The 13,764-nt window shown below is 64.4% G+C and carries 16 protein-coding genes; 7 read left to right on the top strand and 9 right to left on the bottom strand.

All coding sequences use genetic code 11. The annotated features are described in order from the left end of the window. Positions 1-17 precede the first annotated feature (17 nt). The 4 genes from ABZO33_RS09155 to ABZO33_RS09140 form a co-directional block, all read right to left on the bottom strand. Positions 18-308: a PA4642 family protein gene (locus ABZO33_RS09155; protein WP_414536330.1), complete on the bottom strand. Its 291-nt coding sequence runs from the start codon at positions 306-308 to the stop codon at positions 18-20. A gap of 70 nt (positions 309-378) precedes the next feature. After that, entirely contained in the window at positions 379-849 is a 471-nt protein-coding gene (locus ABZO33_RS09150) for a hypothetical protein (RefSeq protein WP_414535793.1), read from the bottom strand. Between the two features lie 99 nt (positions 850-948). Continuing rightward, entirely contained in the window at positions 949-1,422 is a 474-nt protein-coding gene (locus tag ABZO33_RS09145; protein WP_414535792.1) for a WbuC family cupin fold metalloprotein, read from the bottom strand. Between the two features lie 2 nt (positions 1,423-1,424). Beyond that, positions 1,425-1,982, bottom strand: a complete 558-nt coding sequence (locus tag ABZO33_RS09140; RefSeq protein WP_023630749.1) for a hypoxanthine-guanine phosphoribosyltransferase — start codon at positions 1,980-1,982, stop codon at positions 1,425-1,427. Between the two features lie 165 nt (positions 1,983-2,147). Here ABZO33_RS09140 and upp point away from each other — a divergent pair, with 165 nt between their 5' ends. Together upp and ABZO33_RS09130 are read left to right on the top strand one after the other, a co-directional pair. Further along, entirely contained in the window at positions 2,148-2,786 is a 639-nt protein-coding gene (upp, locus tag ABZO33_RS09135) for a uracil phosphoribosyltransferase (protein ID WP_023630748.1), read from the top strand. A gap of 2 nt (positions 2,787-2,788) precedes the next feature. Further along, a complete protein-coding gene (locus tag ABZO33_RS09130; RefSeq protein ID WP_414535791.1) occupies positions 2,789-4,063 on the top strand; it encodes a uracil-xanthine permease family protein in 1,275 nt (424 codons plus the stop codon). A 113-nt stretch (positions 4,064-4,176) separates the two neighbouring features. Here ABZO33_RS09130 and hemH read toward each other — a convergent pair whose 3' ends face one another. Together hemH and ABZO33_RS09120 are read right to left on the bottom strand one after the other, a co-directional pair. Beyond that, positions 4,177-5,190, bottom strand: a complete 1,014-nt coding sequence (hemH, locus tag ABZO33_RS09125) for a ferrochelatase (protein ID WP_414535790.1) — start codon at positions 5,188-5,190, stop codon at positions 4,177-4,179. Between the two features lie 13 nt (positions 5,191-5,203). After that, positions 5,204-6,109, bottom strand: coding sequence for a TIGR01777 family oxidoreductase (locus ABZO33_RS09120; RefSeq protein WP_414535789.1), 906 nt, complete (start codon positions 6,107-6,109; stop codon positions 5,204-5,206). Between the two features lie 185 nt (positions 6,110-6,294). Here ABZO33_RS09120 and ABZO33_RS09115 point away from each other — a divergent pair, with 185 nt between their 5' ends. The 5 genes from ABZO33_RS09115 to ABZO33_RS09095 all read left to right on the top strand — a co-directional run bounded on the left by ABZO33_RS09115 (position 6,295) and on the right by ABZO33_RS09095 (position 11,353). Further along, positions 6,295-7,281: an NAD(P)/FAD-dependent oxidoreductase gene (locus ABZO33_RS09115; RefSeq protein WP_414535788.1), complete on the top strand. Its 987-nt coding sequence runs from the start codon at positions 6,295-6,297 to the stop codon at positions 7,279-7,281. A 105-nt stretch (positions 7,282-7,386) separates the two neighbouring features. Further along, positions 7,387-8,352, top strand: coding sequence for a YbgA family protein (locus ABZO33_RS09110; protein ID WP_414535787.1), 966 nt, complete (start codon positions 7,387-7,389; stop codon positions 8,350-8,352). Continuing rightward, complete coding sequence (locus tag ABZO33_RS09105) at positions 8,342-9,211, top strand: MerR family transcriptional regulator (RefSeq protein ID WP_414535786.1); 870 nt, start codon at positions 8,342-8,344, stop codon at positions 9,209-9,211. Before ABZO33_RS09110 ends, ABZO33_RS09105 begins: the two co-directional genes overlap by 11 nt. A gap of 21 nt (positions 9,212-9,232) precedes the next feature. Next, a complete protein-coding gene (gene phrB, locus ABZO33_RS09100; RefSeq protein ID WP_414535785.1) occupies positions 9,233-10,669 on the top strand; it encodes a deoxyribodipyrimidine photo-lyase in 1,437 nt (478 codons plus the stop codon). Between the two features lie 3 nt (positions 10,670-10,672). Next, the gene (locus ABZO33_RS09095) at positions 10,673-11,353 is read left to right on the top strand and encodes an SDR family NAD(P)-dependent oxidoreductase (protein ID WP_414535784.1); all 681 of its coding nucleotides are present in this window, start codon (positions 10,673-10,675) and stop codon (positions 11,351-11,353) included. A gap of 41 nt (positions 11,354-11,394) precedes the next feature. On the opposite strand, the gene murI is transcribed toward ABZO33_RS09095, so the two are convergent. The 3 genes from murI to prmC are packed head-to-tail and all read right to left on the bottom strand — an operon-like array spanning position 11,395 to position 13,764. Further along, a complete protein-coding gene (gene murI, locus ABZO33_RS09090; RefSeq protein WP_414535783.1) occupies positions 11,395-12,192 on the bottom strand; it encodes a glutamate racemase in 798 nt (265 codons plus the stop codon). Next, complete coding sequence (locus ABZO33_RS09085) at positions 12,185-12,940, bottom strand: molybdopterin-synthase adenylyltransferase MoeB (protein ID WP_414535782.1); 756 nt, start codon at positions 12,938-12,940, stop codon at positions 12,185-12,187. The genes murI and ABZO33_RS09085 overlap by 8 nt, the downstream gene beginning before the upstream one ends. Further along, positions 12,934-13,764, bottom strand: coding sequence for a peptide chain release factor N(5)-glutamine methyltransferase (gene prmC, locus ABZO33_RS09080; RefSeq protein WP_414535781.1), 831 nt, complete (start codon positions 13,762-13,764; stop codon positions 12,934-12,936). Before prmC ends, ABZO33_RS09085 begins: the two co-directional genes overlap by 7 nt.

Here is a 13,764-nt window from a genome sequence, read left to right as displayed (position 1 = left end):
AAAGCGGGCCAGCCAGATCAGCCGCGAGCTTTTCCGATGATCTCGATGTACTCCGGCGCATTGCGCTGGTCGGCGATGGCCTCGACGAAGGTCTTGCCATGTTCGTCCTTGCCGTCCAGGTCGTAACCGGCCGCCACGAAGAAACCGACGTAACGCTCGAAGTCGTCGATGCGCAGACCACGGTAACCTTTGATCAACTTGTGATGCGAAGGCGAGGTCAGGCCATCGGCCGGCTCGAATTGCAGGAACGTCTTGATGTACTCGTCACTGATCTCGTCACCAATCACTTGTTTCTTGTCTTTACGCATCGCCGACTCCAACTGGACCATCACGGACATTTTCGAAGGCCGGCAGTTTACCCCCCGGCGACGGCGAGCCTCAACGCGTACGTACGGTGCCGGTGTGCAGGTCGGCCCAGATATGGCCGTTGGCATAGGTGAGGAACTGCACATAGAGCGTCTCGTTACGCAGCAGGTCGATGATCACCCGGTAATCGGCCAGCGGGTAGTTGAGCGTCAGCGTGCGGGTCTTGTCGTCGTAAACCGGTTTCTTCAGGCTCTTGCCGCCTTCACCATCAAAATTGAGCAGGACCTGGCCGATGGTCGAGCCTTTGCTCAGCGGCTTGCCCTTCAGGCGCATCTGCAAGGAGGAAGTGATCGGGATCGGCTGCTGGTCGGACTGGCGCTGGGTGCCGACCACCACCGTGTAGTCGGTGACCTGCAGCAATTGCTGGCTGGCCGGTGCTTCCTGGCGCAGGGAAAGGTCGTCGGGAGGCAGGAACTGGCTGTGCAGGGGGGCAGCAGAGAGCGGCAGGCTCACCGCCAGCAGGAGGGGGACGATCGCACGCATGTGGGGCTCCTTGGCATGAGCAGGCACTCTACGCACAGGCCCTGGCGCGGGGCAAGCCCACTCCCCCGATAAGGGAGCGGGCTCACGGTTGGCGCAAGTTCAATCGAACTGCGCGCGCATCCAGGCGTGATAATCGGCGACGCCCGCTTCGCCGTCGCGAGGCGCCCATTCAGCCAGCTCACCCTCGCCTACCGGACGATACGGCCCTGCCTTGCATTCGAACATGATGCTGTCATCTTCCAGGACAACCAGGCCATGGAAAACCCCCGGGACCAGGTCGACCCCCAGGCACTCCCCTCCCGCCTCAAGTACACGCTTGCCAATCACCGCGCCCTGGTCATCGAAAATCAGCAAGCCCAGACGCCCTCTCAGCACGATCAGCGTCTCGGCCTTGTCGTCGCTCAAGTGGCGATGGGGCTGGATATAGGTGCGCGGCTGCAGGCCAACGGCCATGCGGTGGCACGGTTCCTCCATCGCATGGAAGTTATGGTTCTGCCGTCCACGTGGGCTGGAGATGGCTTGTTGCGCCAGCCCGACGAACAACGACTGATCGAGGAACGCAGGCTGGCGCATGCTCACATCCCCTTGACGGCGAAGAGGCCGTTGGCGTTGCGCCAGTAACCCTTGTAGTCCATGCCGTAGCCGAAGACGTAGCGATCGACGCACGACAAGCCGGTGTAGGTGGCCTTCAGGTCCGGGCTGGCCTTGCGGTCGTGGTCCTTGTCGATCAGCACTGCGGTGTGCACGGCGCGGGCGCCGGCGTGCTTGCAGAACTCGATGATGGCGCTGAGGGTGTGCCCTTCGTCGAGGATATCGTCGACAATCAGCACGTCACGGTCGATGAACGACACTTCCGGCTTGGCCTTCCAGAACAGCTCGCCACCGCTGGTGGTGTTGCGGTAGCGGGTGGCGTGCAGGTACGAGGCTTCAAGCGGGAACTGCAGGTGGGTCAGCAGCTTGCCGGAGAAGATCAGGCCACCGTTCATCACGCAGAAGACCACCGGGTTCTTGTCGTGCAGGTCCTTGCAGATCTGTTTGCCGACCTCGGCGATGGCGGCCTCGACCTCGGCTTCGTTGTACAGGCAATCAGCCTCGCGCATCACTTGACGGATATGCTCGAGATCGGCGGACATGGCGCTCTCCAGGGGGTGCGTTTTGGAAAAGCGGGCAAAGGTACGCATCCGCTCGTCTCAGATCAAGCCTTTATGGACTAACGTGCACAATGACTGCACGACATCAAAGACTGAATAGATTAATCTAGCGCGGTTTTTTTGCCCGCCTCCCGGAGCCCTCCCCCTATGCCTACTCGTGAGATCCGCCATCCGCTGATCCGCCACAAGCTCGGCCTGATGCGCCGTGCCGATATCAGCACCAAGAATTTTCGCGAACTCGCCCAGGAAGTCGGTGCACTGCTGACCTATGAAGCCACCCAGGACCTGCCGCTCGAAACCTACGAGATCGACGGCTGGTGCGGCAAGGTGCAAGTCGAGAAAATCGCCGGCAAGAAGATCACCGTGGTGCCGATCCTGCGCGCCGGCATCGGCATGCTCGACGGTGTGCTCAGCCTGATCCCCGGCGCCAAAGTCAGCGCCGTGGGCGTGGCCCGCAACGAAGAAACCCTCGAGGCCCATACCTACCTCGAGAAGCTCGCGCCGGACATCAACCAGCGCCTGGCCCTGATCATCGACCCGATGCTGGCCACCGGCAACTCGATGGTCGCCACCATCGACCTGCTGAAAAAAGCCGGCTGCAAGGAAATCCGCGCCATGGTCCTGGTCGCGGCGCCCGAAGGCATCGAAGTGGTGGAAAAAGCCCACCCGGACGTGCAGATCTACACCGCCTCGATCGACCAGCGCCTCAACGAGCACGGCTACATCGTGCCGGGCCTGGGTGATGCCGGCGACAAGATCTTCGGCACCAAGCAGAAGGACGCCTGACCATGCAGGACGGCTTCAACGACCCGCTCTGGCGCCAGGTCGTTTCGGGCGCGCAGATGCTCTTCGTGGCATTCGGCGCGCTGGTGCTGATGCCGCTGATCACCGGCCTCGACCCCAACGTGGCGCTGTTCACCGCCGGCATCGGCACCCTGCTGTTCCAGCTGGTCACGGGCCGTCAGGTCCCGGTGTTCCTGGCGTCGAGCTTTGCCTTCATCACCCCGATCATCCTCGCCAAGGGCCAGTTCGGCCTAGCCGAGACCATGGGCGGCGTGATGGCTGCAGGCTTCGTGTACACCTTCATGGGCCTGATGGTGAAGATCAAGGGCACCGGCTTCATCGACCGCATGCTGCCGCCGGTGGTCATCGGCCCGGTGATCATTTCCATCGGCCTGGCCATGGCGCCGATTGCCGCCAACATGGCAATGGGCAAGGGTGGTGACGGTGCTGCGCTGATGCCGTACCAGACCGCCATGCTGATCTCCATGCCGGCACTGCTGACCACGCTGATCGTGGCCGTGTTCGGCAAAGGCATCTTCCGCCTGGTGCCGATCATTGCCGGTGTGCTGGTGGGCTTCGGTCTGTCGTTCGCCTTCGGCGTGGTCGACACTGCCAAGATCGCCGCGGCCCCATGGCTGGAAATACCCAACTTCACCGCGCCGGCCTTCAACTGGCAGGCCATTCTGTTCATCGTGCCCGTGGCCCTGGCTCCGGCGATCGAACACATCGGCGGGGTGATTGCGGTGGGCAGCGTGACCGGCCGCGACTACCTGAAAAAACCCGGCCTGCACCGCACGCTGCTGGGTGACGGCCTGGCCACCACGGCAGCCGGCCTGTTCGGCGGCCCGCCCAACACCACCTACGCCGAAGTGACCGGCGCGGTGATGCTGACCAAGAACTACAACCCGAAGATCATGACCTGGGCGGCGGTATTCGCCATCACCCTGGCCTTCATCGGCAAGTTCGGCGCATTGCTGCAGAGCATTCCGGTGCCGGTGATGGGCGGCATTCTCTGCCTGTTGTTCGGCTCGATCGCCGCGGTGGGCATGAACACCATGATCCGCCACAAGATCGACCTGGCCGAAGCCCGCAACCTGGTGATCGTCTCGGTGACCCTGGTGTTCGGTATCGGTGGCGTGCTGATCGGCAGCGGTGACGGCCCGGACGACTGGGGCCTGAAGGGCATTGCCCTGTGCGCCGTGGTGGCCATTGCCCTGAACCTGATCCTGCCGGGCAATGATGGCTGGAAGAACAAGACGCTGGATGATCAGTTGCCTTGAATGAGTAGGTAGAAGCACCCTTGTGGGGAGCGGGCTTGCCCCGCGATGGCGTCAGCCCAGACTATCGCCATCGCGGGGCAAGCCCGCTCCCACGAAGCATCACGAACCCACGCTCAGGCCTTCTCGCACATCCCCGCCAGCACCCTCACCCACTCCGGGTGATCGTTCAGGCACGGCACCAGCACCAGCTCCTTGCCGCCGGCCTCGATGAATTGCTCACTGCCGCGCATGCCGATCTCTTCCAGCGTCTCGATGCAGTCGGCAACAAAGGCCGGGCACATCACCAGCAACTTCTTCACCCCCGCCTTGCCCAGCTCGTCCAGACGCGTCTCGGTGTAGGGCTCGATCCACTTGGCCCGGCCCAGGCGCGATTGGAAGGACACTGACCACTTGCCGTCCGGGATGCCCATCTTCTGGGCGAACGCCCTGGCCGTGGCCAGGCACTGGCCGCGATAACACACCGCGCGCATCTCGGCGCTGGCGTCCTTGCAGCAGTCGGCAGCCTGGAAATCATGTTGGCCGGTGGGGTCAAGCTTCTTCAGGTGCCGCTCGGGCAAACCATGGAAGCTCAGCAGCAGGTGATCGTAATCCTGCTCCAGGTATGGGCGCGCACTGGCCACCAGGGCATCGATGTACTCAGGGTGGTCGTAGAACGGCTGCAGAATGCGGGTCTGCAGGGGCAGCTTGCGCTCGGCAATGGTCTGCTTCGCCAGTTCCACGACCGTGGTCACGGTGCTGTCGGCGAACTGAGGATAAAGCGGCGCCAGCGTCACCTTGCGCACGCCTTGTGCGGCCAGGCGCTCAAGGACCTCCGGCAGCGCCGGTTGCCCATAGCGCATGGCGATCTCCACCGGCCCATGGGGCCAATGGGCGGTCATCGCCTGCTGCAGACGGCGGGTCAGCACCACCAGCGGCGAGCCTTCGTCCCACCAGATCGACCCGTAGGCATGGGCCGACTGCTCCGGCCGCTTGATCAGGATCAGCGACACCAGTAAGCGCCGCACCGGCCAGGGCAGATCGATCACGTACGGGTCCATCAGGAACTGGTTGAGGTAACGGCGCACGTCGGCCACCGAGGTGGAAGCCGGCGAACCCAGGTTGACCAGCAGCAGGGCATGATCGGTCATGCAGCGTCCTATGTCAGAGGCGGCTGGACAGGTTGTCCAACGCCGATTGCAGATCGTTGAAGCGGAACGTGAAGCCCGCCGCCAGCAGGCGTACAGGGCGGGCGCGCTGGCCACCGAGCAGTAGCGTCGACATCTCGCCGAGCCCGGCCTTGAGCAGCAGCGCCGGCATCGGCATGAATGCCGGACGATGCAAGGTGCGCCCCAGGCGCTTGGCGAATTCGCGATTGCGCACCGGCTCCGGTGCGCAGGCATTATAGGGACCGCTGGCTTCCTTGTGCTGCATGAGAAAATCAATCACGGCGATTTGATCATCGATATGCACCCAAGGCATCCACTGCCGGCCATCGCCCAGCGGCCCGCCCAGACCCAGTTTGTAGGGCAGGCGCAGGCGCGACAAAAAGCCGCCATCAGCGGCAAGCACCAGGCCGGTGCGCACCAGCACCACGCGGATCCCCAATGCCTGGGCACGCAGGGCAGTCTCCTCCCAGGCGATGCACAGCTGGCTGGCGAAGTCCTCCTTCACCGGAGCCGAGGTCTCCGTGAGCTCGCGCTCACCGCCGTCGCCGTACCAGCCTACCGCAGAGCCGGAGATCAGCACCGACGGGCGCTGTTCGCGGCGCTCCAACCAGGCCAGCAACTGCTCGGTGAGCGCCACCCGGCTGGCCCAGAGCAGGGTGCGGCGCGCCGCAGTCCAGGGCCGATCGGCGATGGGCGCGCCGGCCAGGTTGATCACCGCATCCACTGGGTCGTCCGCGGCGATATCGTCCAGCCGCGCGACGCCCCGCACTCCAGTGCCACAGATTTTCGCCACCTGTTCCGGCCTGCGACTCCAGACCGTCAGCCGATGGCCCTCGCCCTGCCACCGTTGGCACAGGTGTTGGCCGATAAGGCCGGTACCGCCGGTCAGCAATATATGCATGGCTGTGTCCTCACACTTGGCGGCCGTGGTCTATTTTTAAGATCAAGGCACTTTTTTGACCGATCGCTCTCGGATAAACATAGGCCACCTGCCTATCGAGCGGAATAACCTTATACAAACATTGTGCATTGTACAGGTTTGCCGGGCAGCGTACGCTGCGCAAAGCTAGGTTCGAAGAGGCCATCATGACAGTACCCATCGCCATCATCGGAGCCGGTATCGCCGGCCTGTCCGCAGCCCAGGCCCTGCAGAAGGCCGGGCAGACCGTCCACCTGTTCGACAAGGGCCATGGCAGCGGCGGCCGCATGGCCAGCAAGCGCAGCGAGGCGGGGGCCCTCGACCTGGGCGCGCAGTACTTCACTGCCCGTGACCGGCGCTTCGTCGAGCAGGTCCAGCACTGGGTCGCCTCAGGCTGGGCCGAGCAGTGGAAACCGCAGCTGTACAACTACCGCGATGGCGAACTGACGCCCTCCCCCGACGAACAGGTCCGCTGGGTCGGCGTGCCGCGCATGAGCGCCATCACCCGTGGCCTGCTCAAGGATGTCACGGTCAACTTCGGCTGCCGCATCGCCGAGGTATTCCGCGGCAAGCAGTACTGGCACCTGCAAGATACCGAAGGCTGCAGCCATGGGCCGTTCAGCCGCGTGGTGATCGCCGTGCCGGCCCCCCAGGCCACACCGTTGCTGGCGGCCGTACCGAAACTCGCGGCGGTTGCCGCTGGTGTGCAGATGGAGCCGACCTGGGCCATCGCCCTGGGCTTCGAGACACCACTCGACACCCCCATGCAGGGCTGCTTCGTCCAGGACAGTCCGCTCGACTGGCTGGCACGTAACCGCAGCAAGCCAGGCCGCGACGAGCAACTCGATACCTGGGTGCTGCATGCCACCTCCAGCTGGAGCAGGCAGCATATCGACCTGGCCAAGGAGGAAGTGATCGAGCAGCTGCGGGGTGAGTTCGCCGAACTGGTCGGCTGCGTGGTACCCGCGCCAACCTTTGCCCTCGCCCACCGCTGGCTCTACGCTCGCCCCACCAGCAACCATGAGTGGGGCACGCTGGCCGATGCCGACCTGGGCCTGTACGCCTGTGGCGACTGGTGCCTGTCCGGGCGCGTCGAGGGCGCCTGGCTCAGCGGCCAGGAAGCCGCCAGGCGCTTGCTGGAGCATCTGGATTAGTCGCTCATAAAACTTATACAAAAAATTTGTTTGTATAAGTTTTCATCTGTGCTGAAATTGTCTTGTACAAATTGTGCTGCCTGTACAAGTCATTCGGAGACAGTGATGAACGCTCCCTCGCCCACCGGCAAGCCGCGCCTGGCCATCAGCGCCTGCCTGACCGGCCTCAACGTGCGCTACAACGCCGGCCACAAGGCCTCCAGCCTGTGTCTCGACCTGCTCGACAAGCACTTTGACTGGGTGCCGTTGTGTCCCGAAGTCGCCATCGGCCTGGGCACCCCGCGCGAACCTGTCCGCCTGGTGGGGGACCCTGAACATCCTGCGGTCACCGGCACGCGCAACAGCACCACCGACCTTGCCGGCCCACTGCGGGCCTACGGTGAGCAGATGGCCGGCGAACTGGACGATATCTGCGGCTACATCTTCATGCAGAAGTCACCGTCCTGTGGCCTCGAACGGGTCAAGGTGTACCAGGAAGACGGCCACCCGGCTCATCATGGTCGCGGTGTCTATGCCGCAGCCTTCTGCGCCCTGCGCCCGGACCTGCCGGTCGAGGAAGAAGGTCGCCTGCACGACCCGGTACTACGGGAAAACTTCATCACCCGTGTGTACGCCTACGCCGACTGGCAGCAGCAACTGCGCCAGGGCCTGAGCCGCGGCGCCCTGATTCGCTTCCATGCCCGCTACAAGTACCTGCTCATGGCCCACAACCCCCAGGCGTACCGCACCCTTGGCCGCCTGCTCGGCATCATGCGCCGGGACGACGATCCGCAGCAGCTCGGCCCGCGCTACTTCAGCCAGTTGATGCAGGCCCTGCGCCGATGCGCCAGCCGCGGCACCCATGGCAATGTGCTGCAGCACCTGAGCGGCTACCTGCGCAACGACCTGGGCCAGAGCGACAAGGCCGAGCTGCAGCAGGTCATTGGCCAGTACCAGAGAGGCGTGGTGCCGCTGGTGGTCCCACTGACCCTGCTCAAGCACCATTTGCGCTGCCATCCAGACCCTTACCTGTTGCAACAGGCCTACCTGCAACCCCACCCGGAAGACCTTGGACTACGCAATGCCATCTGACGAGTTGCTCCCTATCGGCGAGGTAGCGCGGCTCACCGGCGTCAACCCGGTCACCTTGCGCGCCTGGGAGCGGCGCTACGGCCTGATCAAGCCTCAGCGCACACCCAAGGGCCATCGCCTCTATCCACAAGACCAGGTGCAACGGGTCCAGGCCGCGCTGCGCTGGCTGGAGCGCGGCGCAGCAATCAGCCAAGTGCGCGGGCTGCTGGACAACACGGAGAACACTCCGCCGCCCCTCCAGGGCGAATGGGGCGAGCGTATCGAGCAACTGATCACGGCAATCGCTCGCCTTGCCCAGCGCCCTCTCGACCAACTATTGAACCAGGTGATGGCCCTCTACCCCGCCGTGACCGTGTGCGAGCGCCTGCTGCTCCCCCTACTGGAGGCCCTCACCCTGCGCTGGCAAACCCATTTCGACGCCTGCCTGGAGCAGGTGTTCTTTCACAGCTGGCTGCGCAGCAAGCTGGGGGCGCGGGTCTATCACGACGGCCACTCGCTCACCGGCCCCTGCCTGCTGCTTGCCCGCACCGACGATACCCCCTTCGACCCGGAGTTCTGGCTCTGCGCCTGGCTGCTGAGCAGCAATGGCCACCCTCTGGAGATACTCGAGTGGTCGGTCGAGCCTCGTCAGTTGCGCCAAGCCGTGGAGCGCTTGCAGCCACAAGCGCTGGTGCTCTTCCTCGGACGCCGCCCCGACCTTGCCGCACTGGGCCGCATGCTGCAGGAAGTCGCCGTGAAGAAACTCCTGGGTGGCGGTACAGTCACTCTCCATGAGGCCGAGCTACGCGCATTGTCGCTTACCGACCTGTACCTGTTCGATAGCCCGCAAGCCGCCTTGCGCGGCCTGCAACAACCCTGACCAACCTTGGGCTCGTATTCCATGCAATTGATATGGCTACGCAGTGACCTGCGTGTGGACGATAACACCGCGCTCGCGGCCGCCTGCCAGCGCGGTCCAACCGTGGCCCTCTGGATCGCCAGCCCTGGCCAGTGGCTGACCCATGATGACGCCCCCTGCAAGGTCGACTTCTGGCTGCGCAACCTGCGGCTGCTGCGCCAGTCACTTGCGACGCTGAACATTCCCCTGTTGATTCGCCAAGTCGATACGTGGGAAGACGCCCCGCAATGCGTGCTCGAAGTCTGCCGCCAGCACGGCATCGAGGCCGTGCACTGGAACGAGGAATACGGCATCAACGAGACCCGGCGCGACGAAGCGACCCGCGACCTCTTGCAACAAGCTGGAATCGGCGCTACCGCTCACCTCGACCAGTTGCTGTTCAAGCCCGGCAGCGTACTGACCCGCGGTGGCCAGTATTTCCAAGTCTTCAGCCAGTTTAAACGGGTCTGCCTGGAACATCTGCACCGCGGCCTCCCCGCTCTCGCCGCGCCTGTACGTCGTCAAGAGGCGCTGGGTATTCACGGCGACGCCATCCCCGAGCATATCGACGGCTTCGAGGCACCTTCCGACGCCCTGCGCCAACACTGGCCCGCCGGTGAAGATGAAGCACGGCAGCGGTTGCAGCGCTTCGTCGACGAAACCGTCGAGGATTACGCGCAACTGCGCGACTTGCCCGCCAAGGCCGGTACCAGCCAGCTTTCGCCTTACCTGGCGGCAGGTGTGCTCTCGCCACGTCAGTGCCTGCATGCGGCCCTAGGTAGCAACCAGGGCGAATTCGACAGCGGCAGCGTCGGCGTACAGACCTGGGTCAACGAGCTGCTGTGGCGCGAGTTCTACAAGCACACCCTGGTGGGCTATCCCCGCGTCTCGCGGCATCGCGCCTTCCGCCCGCACACCGAAGCGCTGCCCTGGCGCGACGCGCCGGCCGACCTGCAGGCCTGGAAAGAAGGCCGCACCGGCTTCCCTATCATCGATGCCGCCATGCACCAGTTGCTGCACACCGGCTGGATGCACAACCGGCTGCGCATGGTCGTCGCCATGTTCCTCAGCAAGAACCTGCTGATCGACTGGCGGCATGGCGAGCGCCACTTCATGCGCCACTTGATAGACGGCGATCTGGCCGCCAACAACGGCGGCTGGCAGTGGAGTGCCTCTACAGGCACTGACGCAGTGCCCTACTTCCGCATTTTCAATCCTGTTACCCAGTCACAGCGCTTCGACCCGAAGGGTGTGTTCATTCGTCGATGGCTGCCAGAATTGAAGGACAGGGACGATAAATCGATTCACTACCCGGTGAAATCTGCCGATCTATTTGCTACTAATAATTACTCGGGCCCGATAGTCGATCTCGATAGCAGTCGCCAACGCGCATTGGAAGCCTTCAAAAGCTTGTCCAGCTGGCAGGATCAGGGGGCATAGAGCATGACACGTCGCTTCTGGATTACAGGAGCCAGCCACGGACTTGGCCTGGCCTTGGTAGAACAGTTGCTCGCGAGCGGGCAAGAGGTTGCCGCCAGTGGCAGGGATAGCCAGCAACTCGACAGCCTGGGCCAACGCTACGGTGGGCACCTGATGCGCCTGGGAGAGCACTTGCCGGACGCCGCCCAGCGCCTCTCTAGTCGCTGGAGCACGCTGGATTGCCTGATCATCAATGCCGGAACCTGCGATTACCTGCCCGCCGATGTGGCGGATGCGCAACTGTTCGAACAGATCGTCAGCAGCAACCTACGCGCCACCGAACAGTGTCTGGTTGGCGCACTGCCGCACCTGGCCAAAGGTGACCAACCCCAGGTCATGGCCGTTCTCAGCCGTTACTCGGCATTGCAGTTGTACGAGCCGAACCAGCCAGCCAGTGGCAGCAACAGCCTGCCACAGTGGCTTCGCCTGCAGCGTCCTGCCCTGAAGGCGCTAGGTATCGACCTGACCGTGGCGGCGCCACAGTCGCTGAAAGGCCCGGTGACTTCGGCACAGGCCATTCCGGAACCCTGGACGGCGCAAAGTGCCGCGCAGGAGTTGCTGGCACGCCTGGGTCAGCGGCAACCCGAACTGGTGCTCGAGGTTCTCGAGCCAGGCGAGTTGTGGCCGCTGCCGGAGAAAATCTGACTCATGCAGGTACGGGCGCACCCGCTCCTGCATGTATCCGCTCAAGACAGGAAGCGTTGCACGCTGCCGGACTGACTCCATAAAAGCGGCAGGACTTTCTGCAGGCGTTCTGGCTCCCCACTGCTCCAGAATGCGGTCGTCTGCGCCGGGCCCTCGCCGAGCAGCCCGCGCGCCTCCAGCAATCTTTGAAGTTGCCGCGCCACGGCAGCCCCGGTGTCGATGATCGCCACCTCAGCCGGCACCATTTCGGCCAGCATCGGCCGCAGGAACGGGTAGTGAGTACAGCCCAGGATCAAAGTGTCACAGCCGGCCGCCAGTAACGGCTCCACATAGCCCGACAGCAATTGGCGCAATTGCTCGCTGAACAGGTCGCCCGCCTCGATACGCTCCACCAGCCCGGGGCAAGGCTGGGTTACCACCCGCACATCATTGGCGAAACGGTCGAGCAAGGCGGCGAACTTGGCGCTCTGCAGGGTACCGGTGGTCGCCAGCACGCCGACCACGCCGGAGCGGGTCGCCACCGCCGCCGGCTTGACGGCCGGCTCCATGCCCACCAGTGGCCAGTCCGGATACCGCTCGCGCAGGTCGGCCACCGCGGCCACGGTGGCGGTGTTGCACGCCAGCACCATGGCCTTGGCGCCCTGTTCGTGGAAAAACCGGGCGATATGCCGCAGGCGCTGACGAATGTAGTCAGGCGATTTCTCGCCATACGGCACATGACCACTGTCGGCCACGTACAACAAGGACTCCCTGGGCAGCAGGCGCTGGATTTCGGCCAGAACCGACAAGCCGCCGACGCCGGAGTCCATCACGCCCACCGGCGCCGTGCGCTCAGCCATGGCGCGTGGCGCACACGGCGCAGGCCGGATCGCGCTTGACCCGCAGCTCACGCATGCGGGTGCTCAGGGCATCAATCAGCAGCAGGCGGCCGATCAACGGCTCGCCGAAACCGGCCAGCAACTTCAGCGCTTCCAGAGCCTGCAGGCTGCCGACCAGCCCCACCAACGGGCCGATCACCCCGGCCTCGCTGCAAGTCAGTTCGGCTTCGCTGCCATGGCCATACAGGCAGTGATAGCAGGGGCTGGTATCGCGCCGGGTGTCGAACACCGACAACTGGCCCTCGAGACGGATCGCCGCACCGCTGACCAGCGGCTTGCCCGCACCAACACAGGCGGCGTTGACCGCCTCGCGGGTGCTGAAGTTGTCGGAGCAGTCGAGCACCACATCGACCGCCGCCACTGCGGCGGCCAGCGAATCCTCGTCCAGCGCCCGGCGATGGGCAACCAGGCTGATTTGCGGGTTGATCGCCTGCAGACGCTTGATGGCCGAATCGACCTTGCTCATGCCGACGCTGTCGCTGTCGTGGATCACCTGGCGCTGCAGGTTGGTCAGGTCAACGGTGTCGAAATCAGCCAGGTGCAGCTCACCGACACCCGCCGCTGCAAGGTACAGCGCCACCGGGGAACCCAGCCCGCCAAGACCGATGATCAGGGCCTTGCCGTATTTCAGGCGCAACTGGCCGTCGATATCCACCTGCGACAGCAGGATCTGCCGGCTGTAGCGCAACAGCTCCTGGTCGCTCAGCATGGCAGGCGCCCCAGGCTGATACGTTCGTGTCCGCCCAGGTCGACGCGGCTGGCAACGTCGATGAAGCCGGCAGCCGCCAGCAGGTCGCGTACGGCGGGCGCCTGGTCATAGCCGTGCTCGAGCAGTAGCCAACCGCCAGGCAGCAGGTGAGCCGGGGCCTGGTCGACGATCACACGTAGATCGTCCAGGCCGTCTTCGCCGGCCACCAGGGCACTGCTGGGTTCGAAACGCACGTCCCCGGCCACCAGGTGCGGATCGGCGGCGCGGATATAGGGCGGATTGCTGAGAATCAGGTTGAAACGCTCACCCGCGAGGGCGTCGAACCAATGGCTGGTACGCACCTGGACATTGCCCAGGCCCAGGCGCTGGCGGTTGCGCTCGGCCAGGGCGACAGCCTCCTCGATGCGGTCCACCGCCGTGACCTGCCATCCCCGGCACTCATTGGCCAGGGCCAGGGCGATAGCCCCGGTGCCGGTGCCCAGGTCGAGCACCCGGGCAGGCGTGGGCGGCACGAGTTCGAGGGCGGTTTCCACCAGCAGCTCGGTATCCGGGCGCGGAATCAGCGTGTGTGGCGCGACTTCCAGGTCCAGTTTCCAGAAACCCTGCTGGCCAAGGATGTAAGCCACCGGCTCACCGGCGCGACGCCGGTCGAGGTAGCCGGCGAACACCTGCGCCGCCTCGCTGCTGACGATGCGCTCGGGCCAGGTGTGCAGGTAACTGCGCGACTTACCCAGGGCCGCGGCCAGGAGCAACTCGGCGTCCAGCCGTTCGGTCGGCGAGTCGGGTAGCTGGGCATTGCGCAGCAAGCTGGCGATGATGGTCAT

This window comes from Pseudomonas sp. CAM1A (assembly GCF_047501685.1).
GTDB lineage: Bacteria > Pseudomonadota > Gammaproteobacteria > Pseudomonadales > Pseudomonadaceae > Aquipseudomonas.
This window is presented reverse-complemented; position numbering and strand designations above follow the sequence as displayed.

Excerpts from the sequence above, each read along its gene's own strand:
- ABZO33_RS09120 (WP_414535789.1), bottom strand. The coding sequence starts at position 6,109 with ATGCATATATTGCTGACCGGCGGTACCGGCCTTATCGGCCAACACCTG.
- upp (WP_023630748.1), top strand. The coding sequence starts at position 2,148 with ATGCCTACTCGTGAGATCCGCCATCCGCTGATCCGCCACAAGCTCGGC.
- ABZO33_RS09115 (WP_414535788.1), top strand. The coding sequence starts at position 6,295 with ATGACAGTACCCATCGCCATCATCGGAGCCGGTATCGCCGGCCTGTCC.
- ABZO33_RS09105 (WP_414535786.1), top strand. The coding sequence starts at position 8,342 with ATGCCATCTGACGAGTTGCTCCCTATCGGCGAGGTAGCGCGGCTCACC.
- phrB (WP_414535785.1), top strand. The coding sequence starts at position 9,233 with ATGCAATTGATATGGCTACGCAGTGACCTGCGTGTGGACGATAACACC.
- prmC (WP_414535781.1), bottom strand. The coding sequence starts at position 13,764 with ATGACCATCATCGCCAGCTTGCTGCGCAATGCCCAGCTACCCGACTCG.
- murI (WP_414535783.1), bottom strand. The coding sequence starts at position 12,192 with ATGGCTGAGCGCACGGCGCCGGTGGGCGTGATGGACTCCGGCGTCGGC.
- ABZO33_RS09150 (WP_414535793.1), bottom strand. The coding sequence starts at position 849 with ATGCGTGCGATCGTCCCCCTCCTGCTGGCGGTGAGCCTGCCGCTCTCT.
- ABZO33_RS09155 (WP_414536330.1), bottom strand. The coding sequence starts at position 308 with ATGCGTAAAGACAAGAAACAAGTGATTGGTGACGAGATCAGTGACGAG.
- ABZO33_RS09145 (WP_414535792.1), bottom strand. The coding sequence starts at position 1,422 with ATGCGCCAGCCTGCGTTCCTCGATCAGTCGTTGTTCGTCGGGCTGGCG.
- ABZO33_RS09110 (WP_414535787.1), top strand. The coding sequence starts at position 7,387 with ATGAACGCTCCCTCGCCCACCGGCAAGCCGCGCCTGGCCATCAGCGCC.
- ABZO33_RS09140 (WP_023630749.1), bottom strand. The coding sequence starts at position 1,982 with ATGTCCGCCGATCTCGAGCATATCCGTCAAGTGATGCGCGAGGCTGAT.
- hemH (WP_414535790.1), bottom strand. The coding sequence starts at position 5,190 with ATGACCGATCATGCCCTGCTGCTGGTCAACCTGGGTTCGCCGGCTTCC.
- ABZO33_RS09130 (WP_414535791.1), top strand. The coding sequence starts at position 2,789 with ATGCAGGACGGCTTCAACGACCCGCTCTGGCGCCAGGTCGTTTCGGGC.
- ABZO33_RS09085 (WP_414535782.1), bottom strand. The coding sequence starts at position 12,940 with ATGCTGAGCGACCAGGAGCTGTTGCGCTACAGCCGGCAGATCCTGCTG.
- ABZO33_RS09095 (WP_414535784.1), top strand. The coding sequence starts at position 10,673 with ATGACACGTCGCTTCTGGATTACAGGAGCCAGCCACGGACTTGGCCTG.